The organism is Pontixanthobacter gangjinensis (assembly GCF_009827545.1).
Lineage (GTDB): Bacteria > Pseudomonadota > Alphaproteobacteria > Sphingomonadales > Sphingomonadaceae > Pontixanthobacter > Pontixanthobacter gangjinensis.
On sequence record NZ_WTYS01000001.1, the window covers coordinates 94,346 to 109,436 of the forward strand.

Annotated in this window: 9 protein-coding genes; 4 read left to right on the plus strand and 5 right to left on the minus strand. The window is 55.3% G+C overall.

Features of this window, described 5'->3' with window-relative positions:
• The first annotated feature begins 65 nt into the window (after positions 1-65).
• From GRI36_RS00470 to GRI36_RS00485, 4 genes are all read left to right on the plus strand, one after another.
• Positions 66-1,262: an acyl-CoA dehydrogenase family protein gene (locus tag GRI36_RS00470; protein ID WP_160596677.1), complete on the plus strand. Its 1,197-nt coding sequence runs from the start codon at positions 66-68 to the stop codon at positions 1,260-1,262.
• Positions 1,263-1,285: 23 nt separating this feature from the next.
• Positions 1,286-2,422, plus strand: coding sequence for an acyl-CoA dehydrogenase family protein (locus tag GRI36_RS00475; protein WP_160596678.1), 1,137 nt, complete (start codon positions 1,286-1,288; stop codon positions 2,420-2,422).
• A gap of 66 nt (positions 2,423-2,488) precedes the next feature.
• A complete protein-coding gene (locus GRI36_RS00480; RefSeq protein ID WP_160596679.1) occupies positions 2,489-3,373 on the plus strand; it encodes a DUF1295 domain-containing protein in 885 nt (294 codons plus the stop codon).
• A 628-nt stretch (positions 3,374-4,001) separates the two neighbouring features.
• The gene (locus GRI36_RS00485) at positions 4,002-6,182 is read left to right on the plus strand and encodes an Ig-like domain-containing protein (RefSeq protein WP_160596680.1); all 2,181 of its coding nucleotides are present in this window, start codon (positions 4,002-4,004) and stop codon (positions 6,180-6,182) included.
• Positions 6,183-6,242: 60 nt separating this feature from the next.
• Here the strand turns inward: GRI36_RS00485 and GRI36_RS00490 are convergent, their stop codons facing one another.
• From GRI36_RS00490 to GRI36_RS00510, 5 genes are all read right to left on the minus strand, one after another.
• Positions 6,243-7,976 carry an alpha/beta hydrolase family protein gene (locus tag GRI36_RS00490; protein ID WP_202392075.1) on the minus strand — a complete coding sequence of 578 codons (1,734 nt, stop codon included), beginning with the start codon at positions 7,974-7,976 and terminating at the stop codon, positions 6,243-6,245.
• A 134-nt stretch (positions 7,977-8,110) separates the two neighbouring features.
• The gene (locus tag GRI36_RS00495; RefSeq protein WP_160596681.1) at positions 8,111-11,695 is read right to left on the minus strand and encodes an ABC transporter permease/M1 family aminopeptidase; all 3,585 of its coding nucleotides are present in this window, start codon (positions 11,693-11,695) and stop codon (positions 8,111-8,113) included.
• 14 nt (positions 11,696-11,709) lie between these two features.
• Positions 11,710-12,606: an ABC transporter ATP-binding protein gene (locus GRI36_RS00500; RefSeq protein ID WP_160596682.1), complete on the minus strand. Its 897-nt coding sequence runs from the start codon at positions 12,604-12,606 to the stop codon at positions 11,710-11,712.
• 130 nt (positions 12,607-12,736) lie between these two features.
• Positions 12,737-14,086 (minus strand): GntP family permease, encoded by a 1,350-nt coding sequence (locus tag GRI36_RS00505; protein WP_160596683.1) that lies wholly within the window; start codon positions 14,084-14,086, stop codon positions 12,737-12,739.
• Positions 14,083-15,033 (minus strand): 2-hydroxyacid dehydrogenase, encoded by a 951-nt coding sequence (locus tag GRI36_RS00510; protein ID WP_160596684.1) that lies wholly within the window; start codon positions 15,031-15,033, stop codon positions 14,083-14,085. The genes GRI36_RS00505 and GRI36_RS00510 overlap by 4 nt, the downstream gene beginning before the upstream one ends.
• Positions 15,034-15,091 lie beyond the last annotated feature (58 nt).

Below are 15,091 nucleotides of genomic sequence, written 5' to 3' on the forward strand. Positions count from 1 at the left end.
CCGCCCTTTTCTGATACTGACGCTTGTGTCAGTAACGCGGTAACACAGCCTAGGAGAGTCGTCCGATGAATTTGGATTTTAGCCCTGAAGAAACCGCCTTTCGCGAAGAAGTGCGCGCCTTTATCGCAGAAAATTACCCGAAACATTTGACCGGCAGCGGTCTACGGGACGACATGCCGCCCGAAGATCTGGTCGCTTGGCACAAAATTCTGGGCGAAAAGGGCTGGTCGGTTCCGGCTTGGCCAACCGAATATGGCGGCACCGGCTGGACCCCGACACAGCGTTACATCTGGTCCGAAGAAAATGCGGCGGTCAACGCGATCATGCCGCTGCCATTTGGAACGTCGATGGTCGGTCCGGTGATCTATTCGTTTGGCAATGACGCACAAAAGGAACAGCACCTGCCGGGCATTCGCAGCGGTAATGTATGGTGGTGCCAAGGCTATAGCGAGCCGGGCGCAGGTTCTGACCTTGCTTCTTTGCAAACCACCGCCGTGCGCGATGGTGATCATTATGTAATCAACGGCCAGAAGACATGGACAACCCTGGCGCAACACGCCGATTGGGGCTTTTTCCTATGCCGGACCGATCCCGATGCAGCCAAGCCCCAACAAGGCATCAGCTTCATTCTGATCGATATGAAGACACCTGGAATCGAAGTGCGCCCGATTAAATTGATCGATGGCGGATATGAGGTCAACGAGACATGGCTGACCGATGTTCGCGTTCCGGTCGAGAACTTGATCGGCGAAGAGAATATGGGCTGGACCTATGCTAAATTCCTGCTCGCGCATGAGCGTTCCGGGATCGCCGGAGTGGCCCGGTCAAAACGTGCGGTCGAACAGTTGCGCGATATCGCAAGGAAGGAACTTCTCGACGACAAGCCTTTGATGGAAGACTTCGATTTCGCCCGCAAAGTCAGCCAGCTCGATATCGATTTGTCAGCGCTTGAAATTACCGAGCTGCGCACGCTTGCCGGGGAAGAAGCGGGTCGCGGCCCCGGACCGGAAAGCTCGGTTCTGAAGATTAAGGGCACTGAAATCCAGCAGCGCCTGACCGAGCTCACTCTGGAGGCGGTCGGCCATTACGGAACGCCCTATTACCGCGATGTTCCCGATGCGGGATCGAATGAATATCCGATCGGGCCAGAATACGCCCAGCATTCCGCCGCATCCTATTTCAACATGCGTAAAACATCGATTTATGGTGGCTCTAACGAGATCCAACGCAACATCATCAGCAAGATGATTTTGGGCCTTTAAGCCAGTATAACGGAGAGAGACCCATGGATTTTAACTTTACCGACGAACAAAACATGGTTCGCGACAGCCTGACCCGGCTTGTTCGCGAAAATTACGACACCGAAACACGGCGTGAAGCGATCAGCAGCGAAAGCGGTTGGCGACCAGAATTATGGGCTCAAATTGCCGAGCTGGGTCTGCTCGGCATGCCCTTTTCAGAGGAAGATGGCGGCTTTGGCGGCGGCGCGATTGACTCGTTGGTGGTCATGGAAGAATTCGGGCGCGGGCTGGTTGTTGAACCCTATGTGCCCAGCGTCGTGTGCGCTGGCGGTTTCTTCAAACACGGAGGCACAGACGCGCAGAAGGAAGAACATATCGGCGCAATCGTTGATGGTAGCCGGGTCTATGCCTTCGCGTACGCCGAACCGCGCGGACGCTATGATCTGGCAGATGTCGATACGTCCGCCAAAAAAGACGGCGACGGTTACGTCCTCAATGGCCACAAAGCCGTGGTCATTGGCGCGCCCTGGGCGTCGCATCTAGTGGTGACTGCCCGGACATCCGGCGACCGGCGCGATAAAGCCGGTATCTCGGTGTTCGTGGTCGATAAAAGCGCCGATGGCGTGGTCACCCGCGATTATCCGACAGTGGACGGACGCCGCGCCTCGGACATCTATTTTGAAAATGTATCGGTGTCTGCCGACTCGCTGATTGGCGAAGAAGGCAAAGGCTTGCCGCTGATCGAATTGGTCACCGATGAAGCGATTGCCGCGCAATGCGCCGAAGCATGCGGCGCGATGAAAGTCGCGATTGATATGACCGTCGAATATTCACGACAGCGCAAACAATTTGGCGTGCCAATCGGCAAGTTCCAAGTTTTGCAGCACCGGATGGTCGATATGTACACCGAATATGAGCAATCGAAGTCGATGTCCTATCTCGCCACGCTGAAGCTTGGCGAGTCCGAGAAGGAGCGCAAAAGCGCAGTTTCAGCGGCGAAAGTCCGGATTGGTCAGGCCGCGCACCGTATCGGTCAGGAAGCTATCCAGATACACGGAGGCATGGGCATGACTGATGAATTGGCAATCGGACATTATTTCAAACGACTGACGATCTTCGATTCCGAATTCGGCAATGTTGACCATCACATGAAGCGGCATATCGCTTTGGCTGCAAGTTAAGCGGATTTACCAAAAAAGGCTGACGAGCCTTTGTAGCAAAGCGCAATTCCTAGCGGAGAACCGACCATGACGAATTTTAAAAATTTGCCGAAAAGCTTGGCCGTGGTTGTGTTCGCGACTGCGCTTGGACTTGGCTTCGCATGGCTTGCTGGCGGAAACGGAATCACTGCATTTGGCTATCCGGTTTTCGTAGTCTGTGCGGCTGTGGCTTTTGCGGTGAATTGGTTGGCTTTCATTCCAGCTGCGATTTCCCAAACCGAGAAATATTACGATCTCACAGGCGCGCTCACCTACCTTACGATAATCGGGACCGCCTGCGTTCTGTCTGCTCCGCTTGACGCACGAGCGGTTGTTATCGCCGCCATGGTGGTAATCTGGGCTGTCCGGCTCGGCAGCTTCTTGTTCGTGCGGATCGGTAAATCGGAAGGGGGCGATAGCCGGTTTGACGCCATTAGAGTCAACCCACCGCGGTTCCTGGTCGCCTGGACGTTGCAGGCAGTCTGGACCATTATCACCGCCGCTGCAGCTGTCGTGGTCATATCAACGACAAACCGTGTGCCGCTTGAAATCTTCTTCTGGATCGGCTCGGCAATATGGGTTGCCGCTTTCCTGATCGAAGTAATTGCTGATCACCAGAAAAGCGTGTTCAAGGCCGATCCCGCAAATGAGGGGAAATTTATCTCCACCGGATTGTGGTCTTGGTCACAGCATCCCAATTATTTCGGCGAAATCATGCTGTGGACAGGCGCGGCGATAATCGCATTACCGGTGCTTTCGGGCTGGTCATTCCTTGTCTTTGCTTCGCCCTTGTTCATCACTTTGTTGCTGACCAAGATAAGCGGCATCAATTTGCTCGATAAAGCCGCTGAGAAGAAATGGGGCGATGACCCTGCCTATCAAGAATATCGCCGAAAGACGTCGGTTCTGATCCTGCGCCCGCCAAGCAACTGAACTTCGCGAACAGCGTCCCCGAAAGATGGTTGAGTAAGAACGCCTTCGCAAAGTGCCCCAACCTAATATTGTTTGCCCAAGGCGACCGTATTGCAGGCGAAATCGTTGAAGGAAGCGCGGATAGTCAACGCCCATATCTATGGCTAGGCTGAGAAGATTGAAGTTGCCCCAGCCTTACAGAATTAGTTCCTGTGATTGCTGATGATTATCGGAGGGCGGAACAATCGCTCGGCATGATCAAAACCACCTACACCAAGAACGACAAAGACGGCGCCAGCAGCGAGATTATGTAGGCAAGCCTTGCCGCGGCATCAGGTAAGGCCGGAATATGTCACGGCAACAGCATACCAATTATAGTGACGCCTAAGGTGCGTTCGCCAATGCGGCTGTAAAGTGGGAGCTGAAAATAGATCTCGTTCTTGCCCGCGGGATCAGGAAGCAAAAAACTGGCTAATTGACTATATTATGTAAATCTTCGTATCTGGCAGTGATGGGTACATGTTTCTTTAAAAAGCTTTGCACTACGTCCGGTTCAAATCTGCGCAAGAGGCAGTGGCGCTCGCCTAGCTGGTGTGCCCAAGTTCATGCGCGAGAGAAGCCGTGAACGATCCAGACTGGATGATGTAGTATGTTAAGCACTGACGCAAAGATTTATGAAGGCACAAATCTGCTGCGCCATACGGCGAGTTGCTTTGCAGCATGCTTGCTAACCGCTGCATCAATTCTGCCACACGTCGCCAACGCCCAAACCACTACCGTCGGATCAACAGACAATAACGGCGCTGACGATGAGCAAGAGCAGTCGGATCTTACATCCGTAGAGCTGCAATGTAGTTTTCCGGCAAACAACCCGTTGCCTCTATTCATTCAGTTGGACCCTGTTTCGAACAGCGGCGGAAACAGTTCCGACATCTCGATCCTGTTTGACACAGATGGCGATGGCAACGCCAACTATTCCTATGTCGTTACCTTGGGCAACGATCCATTCAGTGTGATTGCCATAGACTTGCAAGAGGGCAATAATGATTCCTCTCCGATCAAAATCTCGGGAACCTCAACGAACATTTCGATTGGAACTACGACTTCAGCTACCAGCCTCGGGATCAACCCGTTTGATGGTGGCGACGACACCCGTGTCGCACTCAATCTCGACTTATCGGTGATTGCCACCCATGCTGGTGTCACCCTGGATGATGTGAAATTCATCAACATCACCACTATTCCAAGTTCAAGCGCGACCTCCAATCCAAAAGACATCTTGCTTGATACCGCAGCTGCATTTGTTAGCGACGACAGTAGCACGACGACCGTCGATAGCATCGTCACATTCGACACCTTGACCAATGATAGTGCAAAAATCGACTGGTCGACGGCGCAGATAGTAACTCAGCCGCTTCACGGCATCGCGACGATCAATCCCGACGGTACTGTGTCTTACGAACCCGATGGTGATTATACTGGGGCCGATAGCTTCACATACTCAGCGATTGCGACGGATTGCTCGACCTACACTGCAACCGTCACCGTTGATATTACCGGAATCGCAGCTGCGGATGATGCAGTTTCGGTGACCGGCCTTGATGCCGGGTTGCCTGCCATCATCAACGTCCATGATAATGACACCATCGACGGCGCTGTAACATCGCCCAGCAATACAACACTGGCAGTGGCCAGCGGTTCATCGGTCCCGTCTGCCCTGACATTTGACCCATCGACAGGCGCAGTCGGCGTAACGCCGGGGGCATTGCCGGGCATATACAGCTTCCAGTACGAGATTTGCGACGCAACCGATCCAACAAATTGCAAGATTGCAACGGTCACGGTCGAAGTATCCGGCGCTGATCTCGTCACCAAAAAAATTGTTTCGAGCGGCGACGCGACGCCTGCAGTTGGCGAAACGGTCGAATTTACCATCTCGGTTACAAACAATGGCTCCGCTGATGCGACCAATGTTGCACTTACCGACACGCTTCCCGCCGGCCTGACAGCTACGGTCAACAATGGAGCCACTGGCACAGGGACCTATGATGCAGGTTCAGGCCTGTGGGCCATCGGATCGCTGGCCAATGGCGCTACCGCCACGCTGACCCTGGAAGGCACAGTCGATGCCGGGCAAGGCGGCACAACAATCACCAATACTCTTGCTAGCGCTGCGACAGCCAATGAAACAGACCCAGGGACAAGCGGAGACGAATTGTCTGCCAGTGTCGATGCGGTTGAGATTATTGCAAACACCGAAAATGGCACAAGCTTGGCAGGCACTGCCTCGACACCCATTGCCAATGTGCGTGCAAATGACACGATCAATGGCGACCAGGCCGATGCAACCAATTCTACGATTGCAGAGAGCGGCACTTGGCCCGCCGGGATAACACTCGACACAAATAGTGGTGCAATCAGCGTTGCAGCGGCTGTTTCGGCAGGAACCTACAACATTGATTATGAACTTTGCGACCTGAACTCGCCTGCAAATTGCATCTCGGTGAGTGATACAATCACTGTCAACCAGCCGCGGGTCGACCTCGCCATTACTAAGTCTAACGGCACCACCGTATTGATGTCAGGTTCGACTACGACATACACAGTCACTGTCACCAATAACGGACCTGATCCGGTTGCTGGCGCAGTGGTCACCGACGCGCCGGGCACGGGGATCACCTGCAACAGCGCCAGTGTTGTGAACATTGCGGGCGATGGCGTGCCATCGGGCTCTTACACATTTTCCAATCTTTCGGGTGCGGGCATTGTGCTCGGCACCCTTTCAATTGGCCAGACAGCCACCCTCACTTATTCTTGTCAGGTGAACTGACGCACGAAATTTGACTTGCCGGTCTTCCCTTTGATCCTTGCCCTCCATTGAGGATGGGGGTCAGACTTGAGTAGCGGTGCCTGCGACAACATACATAGTGACCAGAATTCCGGCGATGATCCCTCCGGGCCGGTAGCTGCCTGTGCGTCTCCATGTGAAAACCCCAATAATTGCCACAGCGGTCAGCACCGGTACAAATTGCAACGCGATTACTGTGCTGAGCGGGTCAAATGCAGTCACCAGCGTCCCGGTAGCGAAGAAAATGCCGTAGATGATGCCAAGCAAGACTGCGAAACCAGTCGTCAAAGTCAATATTGCAGCAGCGTAGCTTTTGGCCGGAGTATCACCCCGTACTGTGGCACTCCACAGCGTGCGCATCATCACTGTAAAGGCCAGCGTCAAAGGAACGACATAGATTACCGCGATTGCCCATTGCCGCGGGCTCGGAAACTTCACCGCGACAACCCACAGGCGAAAGTCGGTCAGAAAAACCTGCCCCGTCAGCCAGAGCGCGAAATAGCCTGCTGCGACCGTTGCCAAGGCCAGCACAATTGACCGCATCCAGTCCGATTGCGGCGCGAGAGCGGGTCCTTTGATAAATCGAGCAAGCAACAGGCTGACACAAGCACCGACCACTGCCCACAGCATTATTTGGGTCGTGACCGCTTGTGGCAACCAGACCGATGCAGGCAAAAGGAAGAATGCCGCAATAAAGGTCGGGAAGAATAGCACCGCCGGCAATCCGGTGTTTAGCGCGAAATTCCGCCACCAGCGTTTGTCGCGCCTTGGGTTTGCGGCAATGACTTCACAGCGGACGCTCGCGAAAAACGGCAATCGCACCAAGGCGTCAAACACGCCCAGCATAATCATGACAAAGCCGATCAGGCCGAAACCCGTGCCGGTTTCTTTCCAATACCATATCTGGTCGCTGGCCGGACGCGGCGTTCCGCCTTCGAGCGTTGCGGCAAACCAATCTGTCGCATTGCCAATTGCAACGGTGGAGAAATGATCGCCGGGATGCGTCGTTGAGGGCTGATACAATTTTCGCGCGGTTCCATCTGCGACCACGCCATACAGTTGTTCTTCGACTATTGGCTGATCTGTTCCAAATACGGATTGGAGTTTCGTGCTGCTTGGCAAATCTATGGCGCGGTCGACGCCCCACATTATCTTGGAAAATTCGTCATAGCGGCTGAACACCAAGGCCAGATTACGCGGCCACCCAGGCGAACCATCCTGCGCAAATGGGGCTCCTGTGGACGAACCCTCCAGCACCATCGAACTGTAGTCGCCGGGTGCGGCGGCGGCGGCAGCCAGCACCGTCCAACCACCCATACTGTGGCCTTCCAGTCCGATTTGGTTCGTATCAACCATCGGCAATGACCGGAGATATTTGAGCCCGTCGGGACCGCCAAATCCATTTGAGAATGCAGGCCCGCCGCTATAGCCATGCCCCGTCTGGTCGAGTGCCAGAACGACATAGCCGCGCCGCGCAAATTCAATTGCAAACCCGTCCTGCGTTTCGCGCGAGTTGATATAGCCGTGAACCGCCAGAATACCTGGCGCTGGCGTCACTTCAGTCGCATTCTCGGGCACATAGAGAAGCGCGCTCATTTGCGTGCCATCGGTCCCGGTAAAGCGAATATCCTGAACGGTCGTGCCGCCTGAAGTCCGGATAGAATACGCCAGAAATGCGCCAGCGAGTACGACAACCAATCCGGCCAGCGACAGCCACCAGCGCGGCTTTGCTGTCGCTCCATTTGCCACAGCCTGATCCGATCCCGCCATCGCCATTTCCCCCGTCCGATTTACTTGGCCACTACCTAAGCGATTAGGTCGGAGATTGCCATAAGGCATCAGCAGTCAGCGTGGCCAAGCCGTGGGGCCAAGCCGTGGGGCCAAGCCGTGGGGCCAAGCCGTGGGGCCAGTCAACTCGTTTCAGCCAGATTATCATCCGAGTTTCGGTCGATATATTTGTTGTAGGGATCAATTCCGACCCAGCTTGGCCGCTTGGCTGTAATCAGTTTGATCGTCTGGGTGCCCGACCGGATTGGCCTGCGCTCCATCAGCAAGACGTTCTTGCGATCAAATACGTCGCCGCCGGGCCGCTCTGTGAACAGGCCGATTTCAATCTGGTCGGAAAGCTTGCTCTCGGTTTCCTTGCCCTTGCCATCGGCGTAATATTTGGCCGCCTCGATAGTCATGGTGGTTTCAAACCGGCCATCGGGCAATTCGCGGACGGCCGCGCCATCGGCTTTAAGATCATACAGCGTGATCTTTTGCAGCAGATCGCGCACCAGACCGCGCTCGTCTTCATTGCGCGCTAGCGAATAAAACCCCTGAACCAGATCGGTCGAACTTGCATAAGGCTGGCTCTTGAAACGGTATTGGTCGAGCAATCCGGCGAGCATTGCATTCACACGGTCTTCGCCCAGCCGGTCCTGCAGCAGATACATCACCACCGCTCCCTTGCGGTAATGAATATAGCCCTGGTTCTCGACCCGTTCGAGCGGAAGCTCCTCGATCGCTTCACCCCCCCGCGCACTGAGATAATTATCGAGCTCAAATTTCAGGAAGCGGCGGATTTGATCCTCGCCATATAGCTGCTTCATCACCATCAGCGCCGAATATTGCGCCAGGGTCTCGACCATAATCGTTCCGCCTTGCTGGTCTGCGCTGATCAGCTGGTGCGCCCAATATTGGTGGGCGACCTCGTGCGCGGTGACATAGGTGACGTAATCAATCTCGCCCGGATCGGCGACATTGGCCAGAAACCCGATGCTTTCGGAATAGGGCATCGTTCCTGCAAACGCCTGTGCGAAACTGGCGTAGCCGGGGAATTCGATGACCCGTGCATGGTCAAATTGATAGGGTCCGAAATTGGCTTTGTAATAGCCGAGCGATGTTTCCATCGCATCGAGCATCCGGTCGGTATTGAATGGATGCGCTGCATCATAGAACACTGAAAGCTCTACCCCGTCCGCATCGCGCCTTTTGATTTCATAGTCAGCCGATTGGATTGAGAAGAATGCAAGGATTGGTGCGCTTGATTTAAACCGCGCAATCCGCCGACCATCCTTCACTTCGTCCGAGATTCGCGTTCCTGGCGCAATCGGTGTCTGGCCCGGGACCGTGGAGATCGTGATATCGGAATTGACCCAATCCACATTGCCGACATAATTCCGGTCACGAGCGCTTTCATCCTCCAGCTTGGCCGGACGCAATTCGGGCTCGAGATCATATTTCCGGCGGGTTGCCCGGTCGGACAGCAGACCGTTGCGGTCCATCCCGATTGACGGTGCAAATTCGCCATTGTTGAGGAACGTGCCATTCTTAACCAGCCGCGTTCCATAACCGTTTGCCGACAGCGCCTTGTGCCAGCGCTGGCTCTTGAAAGTCAGCGTGGCCTCTGCGCCAGGGGCCAGAGGGCTATCGAAACGGTAAATCCGGTGCTGGGATGTCTCGTCATTCTTTTCCAGCTTAGCGCCGGGAATATCGACTTCGAGCAGCTTGGTCTCTGCATCGAATAACCGCACGTGCAGCGTCTCTACCGGAGCGCCAGTATCATTGATCATCCGGTAGGTACCGTTTACCTCTGCGCGCAGTTCCTCCGGATACAAATCGACTGCCAAAATCATGTCGGTCACCGACGGCTGCTTCAGCGTTTCGAACTGGAGGTATTCCTTCTCATAGCGCGCCTGCAACGCCTCTACACTGTCCTGATTTCGGTATGTGTTCTGCACGTTCATCTGGTTGTACAAGAAACCGCCGCTTAAAACGGTTATCGCCACACCGGCCAGCGCCATCCCGCCAGCGGGAGACATCAGATTGCGCGGAAGTTGCTTCAAACGTGGTTTGAGATTTGTGTTTGTGCCCCTGCGCCACAGCAAATGCGCGAGCACCGCCAGCACCAGAGCGACACCGCCCCAATAAAGGCGCAGCCACCAACCAAGTGCGCCGCCGACATTGTCTGCGTTGAGGTCCGACACCGGGTTTTGGCCGGTTGAACCATAGAGCAACATCGGGTGATCATATCCCATGGTGCCCAATACTATAGTCCCGACAACATATATGATCATCAGACCCCAGCCGACGTATTTGTTGGGGCTAAGCGCCTGCACAAATACTGACAGGATCGCGATATAGACCAGGTCAACGGTGACCGGCAGGATGTACCAGTTGAAAAACTTCTCTAGCTCGAAATTGAAATAGCCGCGCATCATCTGTGCGATCATCGCGGCGACAACCGAAATGATCAAAGTTGCCAGAAGCACCAATGTCACCGCGATGGTCTTCGGGATCATATAGGCCCATCCGGGCAACGACGTGGAATCGACAATCTCGTGGAATTTCCGGTCGCGGTCGCGCCAAACCAGTTCACCGCCATAATAAATCGCGATAATCAGCGGAATGATGGTGAAAGTGCCCAGCAAAGGCGCGATTAGCGAGAATGTCAGCGGGCGCGCAGGTGTGCCGTAAATCTCGTTACCCAGCAGCAAAGCGCCGAAGCTGTTGAACAGCCCGATGAGGACCAGAACGAAAAACGCCGGGCTGCGGAACACTTGCCCCATCTCGAACTTGGTAGTCGCCTTTAACCGCGCCCAGCCCGCCTTTGACGGATTGATTGGCGGCAATGATGCGACTGTCTGCGGCTGGATTTTGCCCAGCTTGGCGGCTTTTTTGGCGAGCCGTTTGGCCTTACGTTTGGAAACGCCTTTCTCGGCAAAGCTGAAGCGCCAGTAGGCAAAAGCGAGCGCCGCAAAGCCAACCCCGATCCAGATCAACCGATTGGTTAGCAATGCGCCTTCGAACGGGACAAGCTGCGAGTTCGATTCCGTCGCTGTCCAATATTGCGAAACATAGCTGACAGCGCCAATCCCGAAGGGTTCGGTATAGGCGGCAAATTCACGCAATTCGGGCTCGCTGCCAACCAGCGCTGTAAAAGTGATATACAGTACCAGAAACAGGACTACCGCGACATAGCTGTACATCATCGACCGAGTCAGCGTGGCAATGGCAAAGAACAGCGCACTGGTGAAAAAGATGTTGGGAATGGCAAAAGCCAGATAGGGGTAGAGATACCAGGTAAGTGTATTGGGCCCCAGCGTTTCGGAATCCACCCAGGGCATCAATGAACCTAGCCAAATGGCAAGCGGAACCGTCAAGAACGCGATCGCCGCGCATAGATATGCACCGGCAAACCGGCCCAGCAAATAATCGAACTTCCTTACCTGCGTCGAACGGACCATCGGCCCGAAACCGCTTTCCTCATCGCGCACGATCACGTTTGCAACAAAGGCGGTGCTGACGAACATGAAAAACAGCGTCAGGATCAACGTCGTCTGGGTTATTGCGATCGGACTGTTCGCGTTGATATTACCGCCGCCGCCAATCTGGATCGAGTCACTGGTTGCCGCCCCGAAGGTCAGCAGGAAAAAGATGATCGCCGCGACCCAGAACACCGGGTTGCGCAATTGATAACGCAATTCGAACAGAGCAATTTTGCCGAACATGGCCTCGCCCTCCCTTAAGCTGCTGCTGCAGCGGGTGCGGAGCGGCGCGTCGATGCCAAAGTAGAGAAATAGACATCCTCCAACCCGCCATCAGCGGGTTTAAAGTCATCACCCGGGTCCTTGTCCGACATGATGTGGACGATTGTGTTGCCTGCGAACAGCCGGGTCGAGATGACCTCGTACTTCTCGCGATGCGCCTCAAGCTCGCCGCGAGGGATGGTCTTGCCCCAAATCGTGCCGCGAGATTTATCGATCAAATCCTTCGGGGCACCTTCCAGTTTAATGCTGCCTTCGACGATCACTGCCATCCGGGGGCAAAGATCGGCCACATCTTCGACGATATGGGTCGAGAGGATAACCACGACATTCTCGCCAATTTCGGCGAGCAAATTGAGGAAACGATTGCGCTCTTCCGGATCGAGGCCGGCGGTCGGCTCGTCGACAATAATCAAATCAGGATTGCCGATCAGCGCCTGAGCAATGCCAAAACGCTGCCGCATGCCGCCTGAGAAGCCGGCGATGGCTTTCTTTCGCACATCCCACAGATTGACCTGTTCGAGCAGCGTTTCGACCGTTTCCTTACGCTCCTTGCTGGAACCGACACCCTTCAGAACGGCCATATGATCGAGCATATCATAGGCTGAAACGCGCGGATAAACGCCGAAATCCTGCGGCAGATAGCCGAGCCTTTTGCGCAGCTCCTCTGCTTCTTGTAAAATGTCCAGATCGCCGAAAGTAATCGAACCCGATGAAGGAGTTTGGAGTGTCGCAACCGTCCGCATCAGCGTCGATTTGCCCGCCCCATTGGGGCCGAGCAGGCCATACATGCCCTTTGGAATACTCAGCGTCACATCATCCAGCGCGCGCGTTCCATTGGGGTATATATGTGTGACGTTCTGCAGTTCCAGCATCGAAAGATCCTCCCGTTCACGGGCAGACTATGTAGCTGTGTTGCGCAAGTAAAGCAGCTGCGCCGCCTGTTCTGCGAATAACCTGCACTAGCCGACGAACGGCGGACAATTGGCAGGCGGGGTCACGCAATCAGAACAAAAACGCTAAGCCGATGCAGCTCAATGTCGCGATAACTGGAATGACCACCGTAATTACGCCGACATCAAAATAGGCTTGCCGGTGGCTGAGCCTCGTAATTGCGAGCATCGCCACCACCGCGCCGCAATGCGGCAAGGAATCGAACCCGCCAGCGGCCATCGCCGCCAGCCGGTGCAACACCTCCGGCTCGATTCCCATCGCGAGATATTCGGGTGCGAGCGTTTGCATGAATATCTGCAATCCACCTGAAGCAGAGCCGGTGATACCCGATACAGTGCTGACTGCGCCAAACATCGAGAGCAACGGATAGCTGTCCATCGAAACCAGCGCAGAAGCGAAGCCGACAAAGCCAGCCGTTTGAACCACCACGCCCCCAAAACCGATCACAACGGCGGTTGCAAACAGAGGCACGACGGCATCTTGCACGCCCTCACCCAGCACTGCGAGCGGACGACTGCGGATTTTCGCGAAAAGCACGAGCCCGACCAGACTTCCGAAAGCGAGCGCAATCGACGGCCACATCACCGATTGGGTCATCGCAAATTCGGCAATTTGTACAGGCAAAAGGGAAGCGCCGAAACGCGGCAGAACAATTGTTCCTATGACCAGCACCAAAGGCAGCAAGGCAAGCGGCCATGACGGAAGGCGCTCGGGCCCGCCAGTGCTGGCCACAACCTCCTCGCCAGGGGCAGGGTCGAAGCCCTCGCCCGCAGCCTGCGCCTTGCGTCGCTGCCATTCGAGATATGTCATTCCCAGAACGAACATGATTGTGCCGCCAGCCAGCCCTAGCCATGGCGCAGCATAGAGATCTGTGCCCAGATGGAGCGTAGGAATAATGTTCTGGATTGATGGTGTGCCAGGTAATGCGGTCAGAGTGAATGTCCCCGCCCCCAGCGCCAGAGCGCCCAGAAACAGTCGCTTGGGAATGTCAGCCTCTTTGAGCAAGCGCAGCCCGAGCGGATACATCGCGAAAATCACCACGAACACAACCACTCCGCCATAGGTCAACAGCGCGCTAGCCAGTACAGTAATCCACAAAGCGCGGTGCGCGCCCAATTTGCGAACCAGCGCCATGGCAATGCTCGCCGCCGCGCCGCTATCGCCCATCACCCGACCAAACATCGCGCCCGCCGCGAACAGCAAAAAGAACTTACCGGCAAAGGTAAACGCACCCAGATTGCCGAACAGATAGCCTTCATCGAACGTCGCTGCGAGCGGCAGCCCGCTGGTGATAATCACCAGCAGCGAACAAAGCAGCGATGCGAAAACGATGTTGATGCCGCGCAATGCAAGCCAGATCAGCAGCACCAGACTTGCGAGCAATCCGATTGCTGAAATCATGCCTTTTCGCCATCAAGCGGAACCCGGTCGATCACATCACCTGTCTCGATAAAGCTCGTGATATTGGCGATACCCCGGCGCATAATATCGGCATGCGCCGCTCCGGTGGAGCTGCCTGCGTGCGGCGTGAGCACGACTTGGTCCATCTTGAGCAAAGCCTCTGGCACATGTGGCTCATCCTCGAACACGTCGAGGCCCGCCGCGCTCAATTTGCCTTCCTGCAACGCCGCAATTAGCGCAGCCTGATCAATAACGGGGCCACGTGCGGTGTTGACCACCACAGCACCCGATTTGAACTTCGCAAATTGCTGCGCACCAATCATCCCGGTAGTCTGTTCATTCAGCGCAGTATGAACCGAAACAATGTCTGCTTGGCCAAGCATCTCATCCAGATCGGCCATATATTCCGCGCCGAGCGCAGCAGCTTCGGCCTTCTGTGACCGCGCGTGATACAGAATTTTCATGCCGAAGCCGGTCGCGCGCCGCGCCACAGCCTGGCCAATTGCGCCAAACCCGACCAGCCCCAGCACAGCACCGTGCACGCGCATTCCCAAACGCGGTGCGGGCTCGCCCTTTTCCCAACCGCCAGCACGCAGATAGCGCTCATTCTCACCAACTTTCCGGCACGCGGCGAGGATCAAGGCGAATGTCAAATCGGCGGTATCTTCCGACCCAATCGGGGTGTTTGACACTTTAATTCCCCGGCTCGCCGCAGCGGCAAGGTCTATATTATTGTAACCGATACCGAGATTGGCAATCAGACCCATGCCTTGAGGCATCGACGCGATCATGTCCGCATCGACCTTCTCCAGCGAGGTGCAGAGGTAAATTGACGCCTCTTGCGGCATCGGCTGACCTTCTGCCGGAGGCATAAAAACCACTTCCTCGCCGCCCAATTCGATCGACGGGAACGGTAACGGGCGGCTGCAAGCAATTGTAATCGGCATGGTCAAAACTCTCCGAATTCTGTTTTAATGCTGACTTCCGGCTGCGGAAGGAAAAAGT

Excerpts from the sequence above, each read along its gene's own strand:
- GRI36_RS00470 (WP_160596677.1), top strand. The coding sequence starts at position 66 with ATGAATTTGGATTTTAGCCCTGAAGAAACCGCCTTTCGCGAAGAAGTG.
- GRI36_RS00475 (WP_160596678.1), top strand. The coding sequence starts at position 1,286 with ATGGATTTTAACTTTACCGACGAACAAAACATGGTTCGCGACAGCCTG.
- GRI36_RS00480 (WP_160596679.1), top strand. The coding sequence starts at position 2,489 with ATGACGAATTTTAAAAATTTGCCGAAAAGCTTGGCCGTGGTTGTGTTC.
- GRI36_RS00485 (WP_160596680.1), top strand. The coding sequence starts at position 4,002 with ATGTTAAGCACTGACGCAAAGATTTATGAAGGCACAAATCTGCTGCGC.
- GRI36_RS00490 (WP_202392075.1), bottom strand. The coding sequence starts at position 7,976 with ATGGCGATGGCGGGATCGGATCAGGCTGTGGCAAATGGAGCGACAGCA.
- GRI36_RS00495 (WP_160596681.1), bottom strand. The coding sequence starts at position 11,695 with ATGTTCGGCAAAATTGCTCTGTTCGAATTGCGTTATCAATTGCGCAAC.
- GRI36_RS00500 (WP_160596682.1), bottom strand. The coding sequence starts at position 12,606 with ATGCTGGAACTGCAGAACGTCACACATATATACCCCAATGGAACGCGC.
- GRI36_RS00505 (WP_160596683.1), bottom strand. The coding sequence starts at position 14,086 with ATGATTTCAGCAATCGGATTGCTCGCAAGTCTGGTGCTGCTGATCTGG.
- GRI36_RS00510 (WP_160596684.1), bottom strand. The coding sequence starts at position 15,033 with ATGCCGATTACAATTGCTTGCAGCCGCCCGTTACCGTTCCCGTCGATC.